Below are 12,924 nucleotides of genomic sequence, written 5' to 3'. Positions count from 1 at the left end.
CACGATGAAAGAGCAGGGTCAGGCCGATGTGATCGTCATCGGCGCGGGTGTCGTTGGCCTTTCCGCGGCAATCGCCGCGCAGGCGCGGGGGCTGTCGGTCGTCGTCCTGGATCGCGAAGGCCCCGCGGCCGGCGCCTCGGCGGGCAATGCCGGAGCCTTCGCCTTCACCGATATCCTGCCGCTCGCCTCGCCGGGCATCCTGATGAAGGCGCCGAAGTGGCTGCTCGACCCGCTCGGGCCGCTGACGGTGCCACCTTCCTATGCGCTGCAGATCGCGCCTTGGATGTTCCGCTTTTGGCGCGCCTGCGCCCCGGCACGCGTGGCGGCTTCGACCAGGGCGCAAACGGCGCTGATGGATCTGTCGAAGGCGGAACTGGAACCCTTCCTGCAGCAGACCGGCACCCTGCCGATGCTGCGCAAGGACGGCAACCTCCAGGTCTATGAGAGCGAGGGGGAGCTCAAGGCCTCGTTTCCCGGCTGGAAGGCACGCGCAGAGCACGGGATCGAGTTCCATCACCTAGATGCTGCCGGCGTGGCGGACATCCAGCCCGGGCTCGCTCCGCGCTTCACCCATGGGACCTTCACGCCGGGCTGGTACTCGATTGCCGATCCGAAGCTCTTCACGCTCGCACTTGCCGATCATTTCCGCGCAATGGGCGGCGTGATCGAGCGGGCAGGCGTCACGGCCCTGCAGCCGGTCGCGGACGGGGTCGAAATCCAGACGGACGACGGCGTCACGCGTCGGGCAGCGAAGGTGGTGCTGTCGGCGGGTGCATTCTCGCACAAGATCGCCAAGACTCTCGGCGAGAGCATCCCGCTGGAAACCGAACGCGGCTACAACACAACGCTTCCCGCCGACGCCTTCGACCTGCGTACGCAGGTCACCTTCGGCGGCCACGGCTTCGTCGTCACGCGCCTGTCGACGGGTATCCGTGTTGGTGGTGCGGTGGAACTCGGGGGGCTGAAACTGCCGCCGAACTACCGCCGGTCAGAGGCGATGCTCAAGAAGGCGCAGGCGTTTCTGCCGGGCCTGAAGCCGCAGGGCGGCGAGCAATGGATGGGCTTCCGCCCCTCGATGCCCGACAGCCTGCCGGCGATCGGCCGCAGCCGGGCCACGCCGCGCGTCATCTACGCCTTCGGGCACGGCCATCTTGGCCTGACCCAATCGGCGGGCACGGCGCGGATTGTCGCCGACCTGTTGACCGATCAGGCCCCCGCCATCGACCTTGCTTCTTTCTCGCCTCAACGTTTCTGAGAGAGGGACCCCCGAATGAACTCGCAGACGCCCGCCCAAAGCATCCTTGGCGGCGTGGCCGAAGGCCCCGTCGTGGTATCAGCGGAAGCATTGAGCTTCTGGGGTGGGGTTGACCCGGCGACCGGCTCCGTCATCGACGTTCACCATCCTCTGCATGGCCAGTGTCTGACCGGCGGCATCCTGGTGATGCCGTCGAGCCGTGGCTCCTGTACCGGATCGGGCGTGCTGCTCGACCTCGTGCTCACCGGACGGGCGCCGGCCGCGCTGGTGTTTTCCGAGGCTGAGGACGTGTTAACCCTCGGCGCACTGATCGCATCGGAAATGTTCGGCAAGCCGCTGCCGGTCCTGCGTCTATCGGCGGACGCTTTTGCGGCGCTGTCGCGCGCATCGACGGCGCGGATCAGCGATACCGCGATCGAGGCCGAAAGCCTGACGATTCCGGTCAGCCCGCCGGCCACCGCGGCCCTGGATCTGACCGACGCCGATCGCGCGATGCTTGAAGGGAAGCAGGGCGTTGCGGTCCAGCAGGCGATGCGCATCATCTGCGCCATGGCCGCGCAGCAGGGCGCACGCAGTCTCGTGGACGTAACCCAGGGCCATATTGACGGCTGCATCTACGCCAGTCCCGCGAACCTGACCTTTGCCGAGAAGATGGCCGACATGGGCGCGCAAGTCCGTGTGCCGACGACGATGAATGCCATTTCCGTCGATCGCGCCAACTGGCAGGCGCAGGGGGTGCCGCATGCGTTCGGCGACCCGGCGGCGCGCCTTGCCGATGCCTATGTCCGCATGGGGTGCCGGCCGACCTTTACCTGTTCGCCCTATCTGCTCGATAGCGCACCGCAAGCGGGCGAATCGATCGCCTGGGCCGAATCCAATGCGGTGATCTTCGCCAATACCGTGCTCGGCGCGCGCACGGCGAAGCACCCCGATTTCCTCGATCTCTGCATCGCGCTGACCGGGCGGGCGCCTCTTTCGGGCGTCTATCTCGACGAGCACCGCAAGGCGCAGCGCGTCATCGACGTGGAGTTGCCGGAGGGCGTGGACGATGCATTCTGGCCGCTGATCGGCTATCTCGCTGGCCGGGCTGCCCCGGACCGGATCCCGCTGTTGCGCGGGCTTGCTTCGGCGCAGCCGTCGCGCGACGACCTCAAGGCACTTTGCGCCGCCTTCGGCACCACCTCCGCCGCGCCGATGCTGCATGTCGAGGGCGTGACGCCGGAGGCCGAGGGTGCGGCGGCCGACAATGCCGATCGCGTGACCATCAGTCGTTCCGACATGGCGGCCGCCTGGTCGATTTTGAACGATGGGCCGGAAGAGGTTGAGCTTGTCGCCATTGGCAGCCCGCATGCTTCGCTGGAGGAATGCCGCGCGCTGGCCGATGTGCTTGCCGGCAAAAGATGCCACGCGAGCGTCGCGGTGATCGTCACGGCCGGAAACCAGGTCATCGCCGATGCGAAGCGCGACGGCACCTTCGCCCGACTGCAGGACAGCGGCGTGCAGGTGTTGCCCGATCTCTGCTGGTGCTCGATCTCCGAACCGGTGTTTCCGACGCGCACCAAAGCGGTGATGACCAATTCCGGCAAATACGCCCATTATGGCCCCGGCCTTTCCGGCCGCGCGGTGCGGTTTGGCAGCCTTGCTGACTGTGTGGTGGCCGCCCAGTCCGGCAAGGTCCCCGTCAGGCTGCCGGAATGGCTGGCCTGACGCCAACCTGGTCCAACGACGCATAAAGCGCGTCACGGTGTTTCAGATCCGCCAGACGCGCTTTCGTTCTTGCTTCTCACGTGTCCCGTTTCGCGGCCCTGGGGCTGCTCGAGAGATCGCCTCGCGACCGCTGCGACGGCGCCGCGCCTTAGCTGCGCGGCGCCGCACAAAGTGGATTATTGCTTGCGCGGCCAAGTGTCGGCGAGGCGGTAGCCGGTCGGCCACGGATCGTCCGGATCGAGCATCACCTGGCTGGTGCCGGTGATCCAGGCCCGGCCGGAGATTTCCGGCACGATCGCCGGGCGGCCGCCGACGGTGGTCTCGCCGACGATGCGGCAGTCAAAGCGCGAATCAATGATCGAATAGCCCGAGAAGCCCTGGCCGAGCTTGATCTGGCCGCGGGCATGCAGCACGGCCATCCGCGCCGAGCAGCCGGTGCCGGTCGGCGAACGGTCGAGCTTTGCCGGCTGGATGACGACCGTGTTGCGGCCATGCAGTGCGCCATCGCGTTCTTCCACAGGCAGCGTCAGCTGGCAGAAGGAGATGTGGTTCCACTCCGGGTTTTCCGGATGGGTGAAGCCGAGTTGCTCGTTGGCGGCCTTGGTGATGCGGATGCCGGTCTCGGCCAACTCGCGGGCTTCGTCCGGCGTTACGGAGAAACCAAGCGCGCGGGCATCGGTAATCACGAAACTGTCGCCGCCATAGGCCGTGTCGACCGTCAGCGTGCCAAGACCTTCCACCTCAAGCTTTGCATCGAGCTTGTCGGCAAAGGACGGTACGTTGGTGACCGCGATCCGCTCCGCCTTGCCATTGCGGCAGGTGGCAACCACGTCCACCAATCCGCCTGGCGCTTCCAGCACCATGCGCGTTTCCGGCTCGACCATTGGCACGATGCCGCTATCGAGCAACACCGTCGAAACGCAGATCGAGTTCGAACCGGACATCGGCGGTGTGTCCTCCGGCTCCATGATGATGAAGCCCATCGTCGCCCGCGGGTCCTTCGGCGGCACCAGCAGATTGATGTGGCGGAAGACGCCGCCGCGCGGCTCGTTCAGCACGAAGTTGCGCAGGCCCTGGTCCTCCGCGATGAACCGGCGCTGCTCCCACACGGTCTTGCCGGGCGGCGGCGCGACACCGCCGACGATGACGTCGCCGACTTCGCCTTCGGCGTGACAGGAAACGATGTGGATGACCTTGCTACTGCGCATACCTCATACTCCCTCATTGCGGCGCGCCCCAACCTCACATGCATCTTTCATGAGATCGGTGACGCTTTTGAGATTCGTGCCGGCTCGGCCGATTGATCTGTCGGGCCAGCGGAAATCAGTCATAGAAATATTGGATCCAATATACAATATGAAAAGAAGCAAAACCTCCGGCCGCCTGCGCTCTGTTGCCCGCGTGCCGGATTGGACCTATGACCGAACAGCGGCAGCCGCAGACGCTGCCCGTTCGCAAACCGGGATTTGGACACATGAAGCTCGATGCCGTCGATGTCAGGCAAGCCGCGTCCGCGGCCGATATCGTCTATGAGGCGCTGCGCAAGGCCATCGTTGAGGGCGATCTCGGCGAAGGCGAGAATCTCCGGCAGGACCAGATCGCGCAGATGTTCAATACCAGCCGCATTCCCGTGCGCGAGGCACTGTCCCGGCTCGAACAACAGGGCCTGATCACGACGCAACGCTACAAGGGCGCGGTGGTCGCCGGCCTGTCGATCGAGGAGATCGAGGAGATCTTCGAATTCCGTGCCATGCTCGAGGCAGAGGTCATGCGTCTGGCCGTGCCCAACATGGATCGGCGGATGCTCGACATCGCTCGGGCCTATTGCGAGGAGTTCGGACGGGAGCCCGACCCCGGCAAATGGGGCGAGACCAACCGCCTGTTTCACTACAGCCTCTACGAGGCCGCCGGCCGGCCTTACTATCTGCAGATTGTCCGTGGCTCGCTTGATCGCATCGATCGGTATCTGCGGGCACAGCTCACCTTGACCGACGGCGTGCAGCGGGCCAAGCGCGAGCATGAGGCGATCCTCGAGGCATGCGCTGCGGGGGACGCCGAACTCGCCTCCCGCCTGACGCGCGACCACGTGCTGGATGCCGGGCGCTCGCTCGTCATCTTTCTGCGCGGGGAGAGGGCCTGACCGGAGATATCCCGGTGCCCCAGCTTCAACTACTTCAGGCCGTTCGCCGCACCGACGATATCCGACAGCATCGGCACATAGTCGTCGCCGCGGCCGGCGTTGACGGCGAGGGCGAATGAATTGCGCACGGCCGCTCCGACCGGGTTGGCAACGCCCTCGGCGTTGGCGAAGGCGGCCAGATAGCTCATGTCCTTGAAACCGTTGCGGATCGCAAACTTGTGGGCGTTCGGATCGCGCTCCAGAACCCAGCGGAAGAAGGTCTGGTAGAAACCGCAATCCATCCGGCCGCCACGGATGACGCTGTCGAAGGTTTCCGGCGTCAGCCCCGCCTTGCGGCCAAGCATGAGGGCTTCCGAATAGAGCGCGGCATAGCCCATCGACAGGAAATTGTTCAGAAGTTTCATCGTGTGGCCGGTGCCCGTCGGTCCGGTATGGATGACGCGGCCGGCGAAACAGTCGAGGATCGGACGGACCCGGGCAACGTCGGCATCGGTCCCACCGACCATCACGTCGAGCGTGCCGGCGGCGGCATCGGCCGGCGTGCGGCCAAGCGGCGCGTCGATGAGCGTGGTCCCCTTCACTGCGAGCCTTGCTGCAAGCGAAGTGGTCACGGACGGGTCCGAGGTGGAGCAATCGATGATGGTGAGAGGGCGGCCGGCAGCGGCAATGCCGTCGTCCCCCTCGACGACGGCCAGCACTTCGGGCGATCCGGTCACGCAAAGAACGATGACGTCGCAGCGTTCCGCCATCTCGCGCGGCGACTTCGCCTCGGTTGCTCCCTTGGCGATCAGGGCCTCGAGCGGCGCACGATTGCGATGCGCCATGCCGACCAGCGGATAGCCTTTGGCCAGAATGTTTGCGGCCATGCCTTGACCCATGAACCCAAGTCCGATGAAGCCCACTGCCTGCGTCATGGTCGTCTTCCTTTGCCGTCCGGGGTACACCGCCAGCATAGCAGCCTGCGTGGCTGAAGCGTAGGATTGATGCGCCCCTCGACGAGGCCGTCGCGCTGCGGCAGCAGGTTACGACTTCATTGTGAGCTGGCGAAACTGCTTGCGGCGGTCAGCGCGACAGTTCCTTTGTCGCCGATTGCAGCCCGGCAAGGGTCATCGGAAACATGCGGCCGTGCATCAGGCGGCCGATCAGGTCGGTCGACTGGGTGTAGCGCCAGTGTTCCTGGTGCACCGGATTGAGCCAGATCGCCCGGGGGAAATGCTCGGCGATGCGGGTTAGCCAGACCGCGCCGGCCTCCTTGTTCCAGTGCTCGACGGAGCCGCCCGGATGGGTGATCTCATACGGGCTCATCGCCGCATCGCCGACGAAGATCACGCGATAGTCGCTGCCATAGGTGCGGATCAGCTCGAGCGTCGGCGTGACGTCGGTGCGCCGGCGGCGGTTGTCTTTCCAGACGCCTTCGTAGACGCAGTTGTGAAAGTAGAAATGCTCCAGGTGCCGGAACTCGGCACGTGCCGCCGAGAAGAGCTCCTCGACGGTGCGGACATGCGAGTCCATCGAGCCGCCGGCGTCGAAGAACATCAGCAGCTTCACCGCATTGCGCCGCTCGGGCCGGGTGACGACGTCGATGTAGCCGTGCTGGGCGGTGGAGTGGATCGTGCCGGGCAGGTCGAGTTCGTCCACGGCGCCCTCGCGCACCCAGCGCCGCAGCCGTTTCAGCGCGACCTTGATGTTGCGGGTGCCGAGTTCAACGCTGTCGTCGTAATCCTTGAATTCGCGCCGGTCCCAGACCTTGACGGCCCGGCGGTGCCGGGAGGCGTCCTGGCCGATGCGAACGCCTTCCGGATTGTAGCCGAACGCGCCGAAAGGAGAGGTGCCGGCAGTGCCGATCCACTTCGAGCCGCCCTGGTGGCGTCCCTTCTGCTCGGCTAGGCGCTGGCGCAGGGTCTCCATGAGTTTGTCGAAGCCGCCGAGGCTCTCGATCAGGCGTTTCTCCTCATCCGTGAGGTATCGCTCGGCGAGCTTCTGCAGCCACGCTTCGGGAATTCTCGCGTCGATTCCATTAGGTGCCGCGCCCGACACGGCTTCGAGCCCCTTGAAGGTCTCGGCAAAGACCCGGTCGAACCGGTCGATGAAGCGTTCGTCCTTCACCAGCACGCTGCGCGCAAGATAGTAGAAGGCTTCGACGTCGAAGTCGGCAATGCCTGCTTCCATACCTTCCAGCAACGACAGGAACTCCCGTAGGGTGACGGGAACCTTCGCGGTCCTCAGCGCGAGGAAGAAGGGGATGAACATGGCGGTCAGAGATTCTTCTGGTAGATGATGAACGGCGTCTTGTCGGCGATGCGGTCATAGAGACGGCGCGCGGTCGCGTTGAACTCCTGCGTCATCCAGTAGACTTCCGGCGTGCCCGCATCGGCAGCCTTCGCATAGACCGCCTCGATCAGCGCCTTGCCGATGCCGGTGCCGCGCACTTCCGGATCGGCGTAGAGATCCTGCAGGTAGCAGACATTGTTGGTCGTCCAGCACGAGCGATGGAAGAGATAGTGGGCGAGGCCGACAGGCTTGCCGTCGAGGACGGCCAGCAGGCCGGCGAACTCGTTGGCGCCACCACCGGTCAGCCGTGCGAAGGTCGATCGGTAGATTTCTTCCGGCAGCACGGTCTCGTAGAAGGCGAGGTAGGCAGTCCACAAACGGCGCCACGCGGCCTCGTCGTCAGCTGCAACAGGTCTGATCACGAGGCCGGTCATCCGCTTATCCTTCCTTGCCAATCTTCTCCAGATCATACGGTGTTGTCTGGTACATCTCGTTGATCCAGTTGCCGAACAGCAGATGCGCATGGCTGCGCCAGCGGTTCAAGGGGGCGATCGCCGGGTCGTTGTGCGGGAAATAGTTCCTCGGCATCTTGATCGGTACGCCGGCGTTCACATCACGGAAATACTCGTCGGCAAGCGAGGTCGAATCGTACTCGACGTGATTGAAGACGTAGAGCCGTTTGCCGGCCTTTTCCTGCACGTAACAGACGCCCGTCTCGTCCGATTCCATCAGGACCTCGAGGCCCGGTCGCTGGCGGATGTCTTCGGAGCGCACCTCGGTCCAGCGCGAGACGGGGATCTGGAAATCGTCCGAAAATCCGTTGAGGAAGACGGAGGAGGGATTGCGATTGTGGTGGCGGAAGACACCGAATGCCTTTTCGTCGAGCGTAAACTTCGGCACGCCGTGAAAGTGATAGATCGCCGCCATCGCCCCCCAGCAGACATTCAGCGTCGAATGGACGTTCGTCTCGGTCCAGTCGAAGATCTGCTTCATCTCGTCCCAGTAGGTGACATCCTCGTAGTCGAGCGTCTCGATCGGCGCACCGGTGATGATGAAGCCGTCGAACTTGCGGTGCTTGATATCCTCCCACGTGTCATAGAAGGCGAGGAGATGTTCTTCCGACGTGTTCTTCGCCCTGTGGCCGCCGATGCGCACCAGCGACAGCTCCACCTGCAGCGGCGATGCGCCGACCAGCCGCGCCATCTGGATCTCGGTCTTGATCTTGTTCGGCATGAGGTTCAGGAGTCCGATCTGCAAGGGACGGATGTCCTGGCGGACAGCCACCGTCTCGGTCATCACCCGCACGCCCTCGTGAACGAGGGTCTCGAAAGCAGGCAGTGTATCGGGAATCTTGATGGGCATGGGTTCACTCGATCAAACAAAAAAACCGGCGGCGACAAAATCGCAACCGGTCCGGGAAGGTCTCTCCTCACGGCCCTTTAGCGACTTGTTTTACGTGGCTGCAAGCCGGCCGGCCAAATCACCACGGGACGTATCCTAAATAGCGCCAGGCCGCGTCGGAATCAATCGGCGATGCCGGAATGGCTAACCGTCGCGCCGCGCCATGAAGGCCAGGCGTTCGAACAGGTGCACATCCTGCTCATTCTTGAGCAGGGCTCCGTAGAGCTTAGGCAGCATCGTTTTCGGATCGGTGCGCAGGTCGGCAGGCTCCACCTCGTCGGCCACCAGCAGCCGGATCCAGTCGAGGGCTTCGGACGTGGAAGGCCTTTTCTTCAGTCCGGGCGTTTCGCGGATATCGAAGAAGGTGGAAAGTGCGGCCGAAAGCAGCGCCTTGCGGATGCCGGGATAGTGAACTTCGACGATGCGGGAAAGCGTGTCCTGGTCGGGGAAGCGGATGTAGTGGAAGAAGCAGCGGCGCAGGAAGGCGTCCGGCAGTTCCTTCTCGTTGTTTGAGGTGATGATGACGATCGGGCGGTTCGCCGCGGCAACGGTCTCGCTCGTCTCGTAGACATGGAATTCCATGCGGTCGAGTTCCTGCAGCAGGTCGTTGGGAAACTCGATGTCGGCCTTGTCGATCTCGTCGATCAGCAGAACGGTTTTCCTTGGCGCCTCGAAGGCCTGCCAGAGCTTGCCCTTGCGGATATAGTTGCGCACGTCGTTGATGCGCGCGTCGCCGAGCTGGCTGTCGCGAAGGCGCGAGACGACGTCATATTCGTAGAGGCCCTGCTGGGCCTTCGTCGTCGATTTCACGTTCCATTCGATGAGGTCGAGGCCGAGGGCCGTCGCAACCTGGCGGGCGAGTTCGGTCTTGCCGGTGCCAGGCTCACCCTTGACGAGCAGTGGCCGCTCCAACCGGATCGCCGCATTGACGGCAACCATCAGATCCTTGTCGGCGACGTAGTCGGCTGTTCCGGTAAACTGCATGCCTCGGCCCCTACTGCTGTACTGCAGAGCCATCTAAGGGATGGCGGCAGGTCCGTAAAGGGTAGATGGCGGAACGCTGCTCGCCATCGGCAGACGGCGAGCAGCTATAGCACAGCGATCCGTGGCTCAGACCACGAACTGCCCGCCGTTGGCCGAGATCGTCGAACCGGTGATGAAGCCCGCATCATCGGAAGCGAGGAAGAGGACGCATCGAGCGATCTCCTCGGGTTCGCCCAGTCGCCCGACGGGGATCTGCGGGATGATGCGCTCGTTCAGGACTTTTTCCGGCACGGCGCGGACCATCTCCGTGCCGATGTAGCCCGGGCAGATGGCGTTGACGGTGATCCCCTTGGCGGCGCCCTCCTGGGCCAGCGCTTTGCTGAAACCGAGATCGCCCGCCTTGGCGGCCGAATAGTTCACCTGACCCATCTGGCCCTTCTGGCCGTTGATGGAGGAGATGTTGATGATCCGGCCGAAACTGCGGTCGCGCATTCCCGTCCAGACCGGATGGGTCATGTTGAACAGGCCGGTGAGGTTGGTGTTGATGACCTCGCTCCATTGCTGCGGCGTCATCTTGTGGAACATCGCATCGCGGGTGATGCCGGCATTGTTGACGAGCACCTCGATCGGGCCGAGATCGGCCTCGACCCCGGCGATCCCCTCCGCGCAGGCCTCGTAGCTCGAGACGTCCCACTTGTAGACGGAAATCCCAGTTTCAGCCTTGAAGGCGTTTGCGGCCTCATCGTTGCCGGCGTAGGTGGCTGCAACCTTGTAACCGGCCTTTTTTAGGGCCGTTGAAATAGCCGCGCCGATGCCGCGCGTGCCGCCAGTGACCAATGCTACCCTGCTCATGTGTGCACTCCCCTCAGACGTGTTTTCGTTGGGTTTTGGAGTGGCGCGTAAAGCGCCACCCTTGAATGCGATGCGCGGCGGTGCCGGCCAATGTAGGCTGGTGTTTACATCCGTTCCACGCACATGGCGACACCCATGCCGCCGCCGATGCAGAGCGTCGCCAAGCCCTTGGAAACGCCGCGGCGCTGCATCTCGAACAGTAGCGTATTGAGGACGCGCGCGCCGGAGGCGCCGATCGGGTGGCCGATGGCGATGGCGCCGCCGTTGACGTTGACGATCGAGGGATCCCAGCCGAGGTCCTTGTTGACGGCGCAGGCCTGGGCGGCAAACGCCTCGTTGGCCTCGACGAGACCGAGGTCACCGATCTTCCAGCCGGCCCTTTCCAGCGCCCTGCGGGAAGCCGGGATCGGGCCGGTGCCCATGATCTTCGGGTCGACGCCGGCGGTTGCCCAGGAGACGATGCGGGCCAGCGGCTGGATGCCGCGACGGGAAGCCTCGGCCTCGCTCATCAGCAGCGCCGCCGCCGCACCATCGTTGATGCCGGAAGCGTTGGCGGCGGTCACGGTGCCGTCCTTGTCGAAGGCCGGCTTCAGTTTGGTCATGGCGTCCATCGTTGCGCCGTGGCGGATATACTCGTCGCTATCGACGACGATGTCGCCCTTGCGGGTCTTAACGGTGAAGGGGACGATTTCGTCCTTGAAGCGGCCAGCCTTCTGCGCAGCTTCGGCCTTGTTTTGCGAAGCGACGGCGAAGGCGTCCTGTTCCTCGCGGGACAGTTGCCACTGCCGGGCGACGTTCTCCGCCGTGATGCCCATGTGGTAGCCGTAGAAGGCGTCGGTCAGGCCATCCTTGATCATCGTGTCGATCATCTTGAAGTCGCCCATCTTCACGCCGCCGCGCAGGTATGCGCAGTGCGGCGCCATCGACATCGACTCCATGCCGCCGGCGACGATGATGTTGGCGTCACCGGTTGCGATCTGTTGCATGCCGAGGGCAACGGCTCGCAGGCCAGAGCCGCAGAGCTGATTCATGCCCCAAGCGGTTTTTTCCTGGGGTACCCCGGCCTTCATCGCCGCCTGGCGGGCCGGGTTTTGGCCTTCACCGGCGGCCAGCACCTGGCCGAGGATGACCTCGTCCACCTCGCTTGCGGATACGCCGGCACGCTCGAGAACGGCCGCGATCACTGTGGCGCCGAGTTCATGGGCGGGCGTGTTGGCGAAGGCACCATTGAAGGAGCCGACGGCGGTGCGAGCCGCGCTGGCGATGACGATGGACGAAGTGCTCATGGGGGTCTTTTCCTCACTCTTTCGACCCACGACCGCAGGTGCGCCGCAGCTTGCGGCGGTTCCCGGCGCGGGAAATCCTTCCGGTTGCTTGCCAGTCGACGACCCTGCAGAGCAACCACCTCAACGGCAAAACTGGCAAAGCTTCGATGGAGAGTCAAACGGGTTGTCGCGGGCGCCGTCCATGCTGCAGCCATGCTGCGCTCGCAGTGCGGGCGCGCTAAAAAATGTTGCGCAGCATTTTTTTCACTGCAACGCACAATTGGATTGTCATACCATTATTTTTGCGGATACTCGCAGCGACCAGCAAGCGATTGGAAATGCGGGGATGAGGAGACCCAGATGGCCAAGAATGACGGTCAGATCACGATCAAGAAGTATGCGAACAGGCGGCTCTACAACACGGGCACGAGCACCTATGTGACGCTCGACGATCTCGCGGTGATGGTGAAGAAGGGGGAGAACTTCGTTGTCCAGGACGCGAAATCCGGCGATGACATCACGCACTCGGTGTTGACCCAGATCATCTTCGAGCAGGAATCGAAGACCGGCAACACGCTGCTGCCGATCTCGTTCCTGCGCCAGCTCATCGGCTTCTACGGCGATCAGATGCAGATGGTGGTTCCGAGCTACCTCGAGCATTCGATGCAGGCGTTCACCGAGCAGCAGTCGCAGATGCGCGAGCAGATGAACAAGGCCCTCGGCGACACGCCGTTCGGCAAGAACCTGCAAGTGCCGATGCAACTGGTGGAAGAGCAGGTGCGCCGCAACACCGAGATGTTCCAGAAGGCGATGCAGATGTTTTCGCCCTTCATGAACGCGCCGCCGCAGAAGGAAACGAAGAAGGCCGAGGCCAAGGACATCGACGAGCTGAAGGAGCAACTGCGGGCGCTGCAGTCGAAGCTCGACAACCTGGGCTGACGCCGTTCGAAGGTATGTGCGAACCCGGACGACGAGGGAAAGCGCGGTCGGCTTGGATATGTGCAAAAGAAAAGGGCCGGACGATGCCGGCCCAATTTCATTGTCGAAGA

The 12,924-nt window shown here is 63.8% G+C and carries 12 protein-coding genes and 1 riboswitch; of the genes, 4 read left to right on the top strand and 8 right to left on the bottom strand.

Going from position 1 to position 12,924, the window contains the following annotated elements:
* The first annotated feature begins 4 nt into the window (after nt 1-4).
* Nucleotides 5-1,255 (top strand): NAD(P)/FAD-dependent oxidoreductase, encoded by a 1,251-nt coding sequence (locus tag AC1DDS_RS05605; protein ID WP_477477978.1) that lies wholly within the window; start codon nt 5-7, stop codon nt 1,253-1,255.
* Between the two features lie 15 nt (nt 1,256-1,270).
* A complete protein-coding gene (lhpI, locus tag AC1DDS_RS05600; RefSeq protein ID WP_477477977.1) occupies nt 1,271-2,962 on the top strand; it encodes a cis-3-hydroxy-L-proline dehydratase in 1,692 nt (563 codons plus the stop codon).
* Nucleotides 2,963-3,138: 176 nt separating this feature from the next.
* On the opposite strand, the gene AC1DDS_RS05595 is transcribed toward lhpI, so the two are convergent.
* On the bottom strand, nt 3,139-4,170 hold the full coding sequence (locus AC1DDS_RS05595; RefSeq protein WP_477477976.1) for a trans-3-hydroxy-L-proline dehydratase: 1,032 nt from the start codon (nt 4,168-4,170) through the stop codon (nt 3,139-3,141).
* Between the two features lie 209 nt (nt 4,171-4,379).
* Between AC1DDS_RS05595 and AC1DDS_RS05590 the strand changes: the two genes are divergently transcribed.
* Nucleotides 4,380-5,102, top strand: a complete 723-nt coding sequence (locus AC1DDS_RS05590; protein WP_477477975.1) for a GntR family transcriptional regulator — start codon at nt 4,380-4,382, stop codon at nt 5,100-5,102.
* 29 nt (nt 5,103-5,131) lie between these two features.
* Here the strand turns inward: AC1DDS_RS05590 and AC1DDS_RS05585 are convergent, their stop codons facing one another.
* The 7 genes from AC1DDS_RS05585 to AC1DDS_RS05555 form a co-directional block, all read right to left on the bottom strand.
* Nucleotides 5,132-6,016, bottom strand: a complete 885-nt coding sequence (locus AC1DDS_RS05585; protein ID WP_477477974.1) for an NAD(P)-dependent oxidoreductase — start codon at nt 6,014-6,016, stop codon at nt 5,132-5,134.
* Between the two features lie 148 nt (nt 6,017-6,164).
* Entirely contained in the window at nt 6,165-7,352 is a 1,188-nt protein-coding gene (locus AC1DDS_RS05580) for a vWA domain-containing protein (protein WP_477477973.1), read from the bottom strand.
* 5 nt (nt 7,353-7,357) lie between these two features.
* The gene (locus tag AC1DDS_RS05575) at nt 7,358-7,807 is read right to left on the bottom strand and encodes a GNAT family N-acetyltransferase (RefSeq protein ID WP_310413411.1); all 450 of its coding nucleotides are present in this window, start codon (nt 7,805-7,807) and stop codon (nt 7,358-7,360) included.
* Between the two features lie 4 nt (nt 7,808-7,811).
* Nucleotides 7,812-8,735, bottom strand: coding sequence for a homoserine O-acetyltransferase MetA (metA, locus tag AC1DDS_RS05570; protein ID WP_477477972.1), 924 nt, complete (start codon nt 8,733-8,735; stop codon nt 7,812-7,814).
* A gap of 57 nt (nt 8,736-8,792) precedes the next feature.
* A riboswitch (SAM riboswitch) is annotated at nt 8,793-8,870 on the bottom strand.
* A gap of 48 nt (nt 8,871-8,918) precedes the next feature.
* Nucleotides 8,919-9,758, bottom strand: a complete 840-nt coding sequence (locus AC1DDS_RS05565) for an AAA family ATPase (RefSeq protein ID WP_477477971.1) — start codon at nt 9,756-9,758, stop codon at nt 8,919-8,921.
* A gap of 126 nt (nt 9,759-9,884) precedes the next feature.
* On the bottom strand, nt 9,885-10,610 hold the full coding sequence (phbB, locus tag AC1DDS_RS05560) for an acetoacetyl-CoA reductase (RefSeq protein ID WP_477477970.1): 726 nt from the start codon (nt 10,608-10,610) through the stop codon (nt 9,885-9,887).
* A 104-nt stretch (nt 10,611-10,714) separates the two neighbouring features.
* A complete protein-coding gene (locus AC1DDS_RS05555; RefSeq protein ID WP_477477969.1) occupies nt 10,715-11,896 on the bottom strand; it encodes an acetyl-CoA C-acetyltransferase in 1,182 nt (393 codons plus the stop codon).
* A gap of 339 nt (nt 11,897-12,235) precedes the next feature.
* Between AC1DDS_RS05555 and phaR the strand changes: the two genes are divergently transcribed.
* Nucleotides 12,236-12,814, top strand: coding sequence for a polyhydroxyalkanoate synthesis repressor PhaR (gene phaR, locus AC1DDS_RS05550; protein ID WP_477477968.1), 579 nt, complete (start codon nt 12,236-12,238; stop codon nt 12,812-12,814).
* Nucleotides 12,815-12,924: the final 110 nt, after the last annotated feature.

It is taken from the genome of Mycoplana sp. 10N416, from assembly GCF_056394765.1.
This window is presented reverse-complemented; position numbering and strand designations above follow the sequence as displayed.

Coding starts and splice junctions, on each gene's coding strand:
- AC1DDS_RS05605 (WP_477477978.1), top strand. CDS start 5: ATGAAAGAGCAGGGTCAGGCCGATGTGATCGTCATCGGCGCGGGTGTC.
- lhpI (WP_477477977.1), top strand. CDS start 1,271: ATGAACTCGCAGACGCCCGCCCAAAGCATCCTTGGCGGCGTGGCCGAA.
- AC1DDS_RS05595 (WP_477477976.1), bottom strand. CDS start 4,170: ATGCGCAGTAGCAAGGTCATCCACATCGTTTCCTGTCACGCCGAAGGC.
- AC1DDS_RS05590 (WP_477477975.1), top strand. CDS start 4,380: ATGACCGAACAGCGGCAGCCGCAGACGCTGCCCGTTCGCAAACCGGGA.
- AC1DDS_RS05585 (WP_477477974.1), bottom strand. CDS start 6,016: ATGACGCAGGCAGTGGGCTTCATCGGACTTGGGTTCATGGGTCAAGGC.
- AC1DDS_RS05580 (WP_477477973.1), bottom strand. CDS start 7,352: ATGTTCATCCCCTTCTTCCTCGCGCTGAGGACCGCGAAGGTTCCCGTC.
- AC1DDS_RS05575 (WP_310413411.1), bottom strand. CDS start 7,807: ATGACCGGCCTCGTGATCAGACCTGTTGCAGCTGACGACGAGGCCGCG.
- metA (WP_477477972.1), bottom strand. CDS start 8,735: ATGCCCATCAAGATTCCCGATACACTGCCTGCTTTCGAGACCCTCGTT.
- AC1DDS_RS05565 (WP_477477971.1), bottom strand. CDS start 9,758: ATGCAGTTTACCGGAACAGCCGACTACGTCGCCGACAAGGATCTGATG.
- phbB (WP_477477970.1), bottom strand. CDS start 10,610: ATGAGCAGGGTAGCATTGGTCACTGGCGGCACGCGCGGCATCGGCGCG.
- AC1DDS_RS05555 (WP_477477969.1), bottom strand. CDS start 11,896: ATGAGCACTTCGTCCATCGTCATCGCCAGCGCGGCTCGCACCGCCGTC.
- phaR (WP_477477968.1), top strand. CDS start 12,236: ATGGCCAAGAATGACGGTCAGATCACGATCAAGAAGTATGCGAACAGG.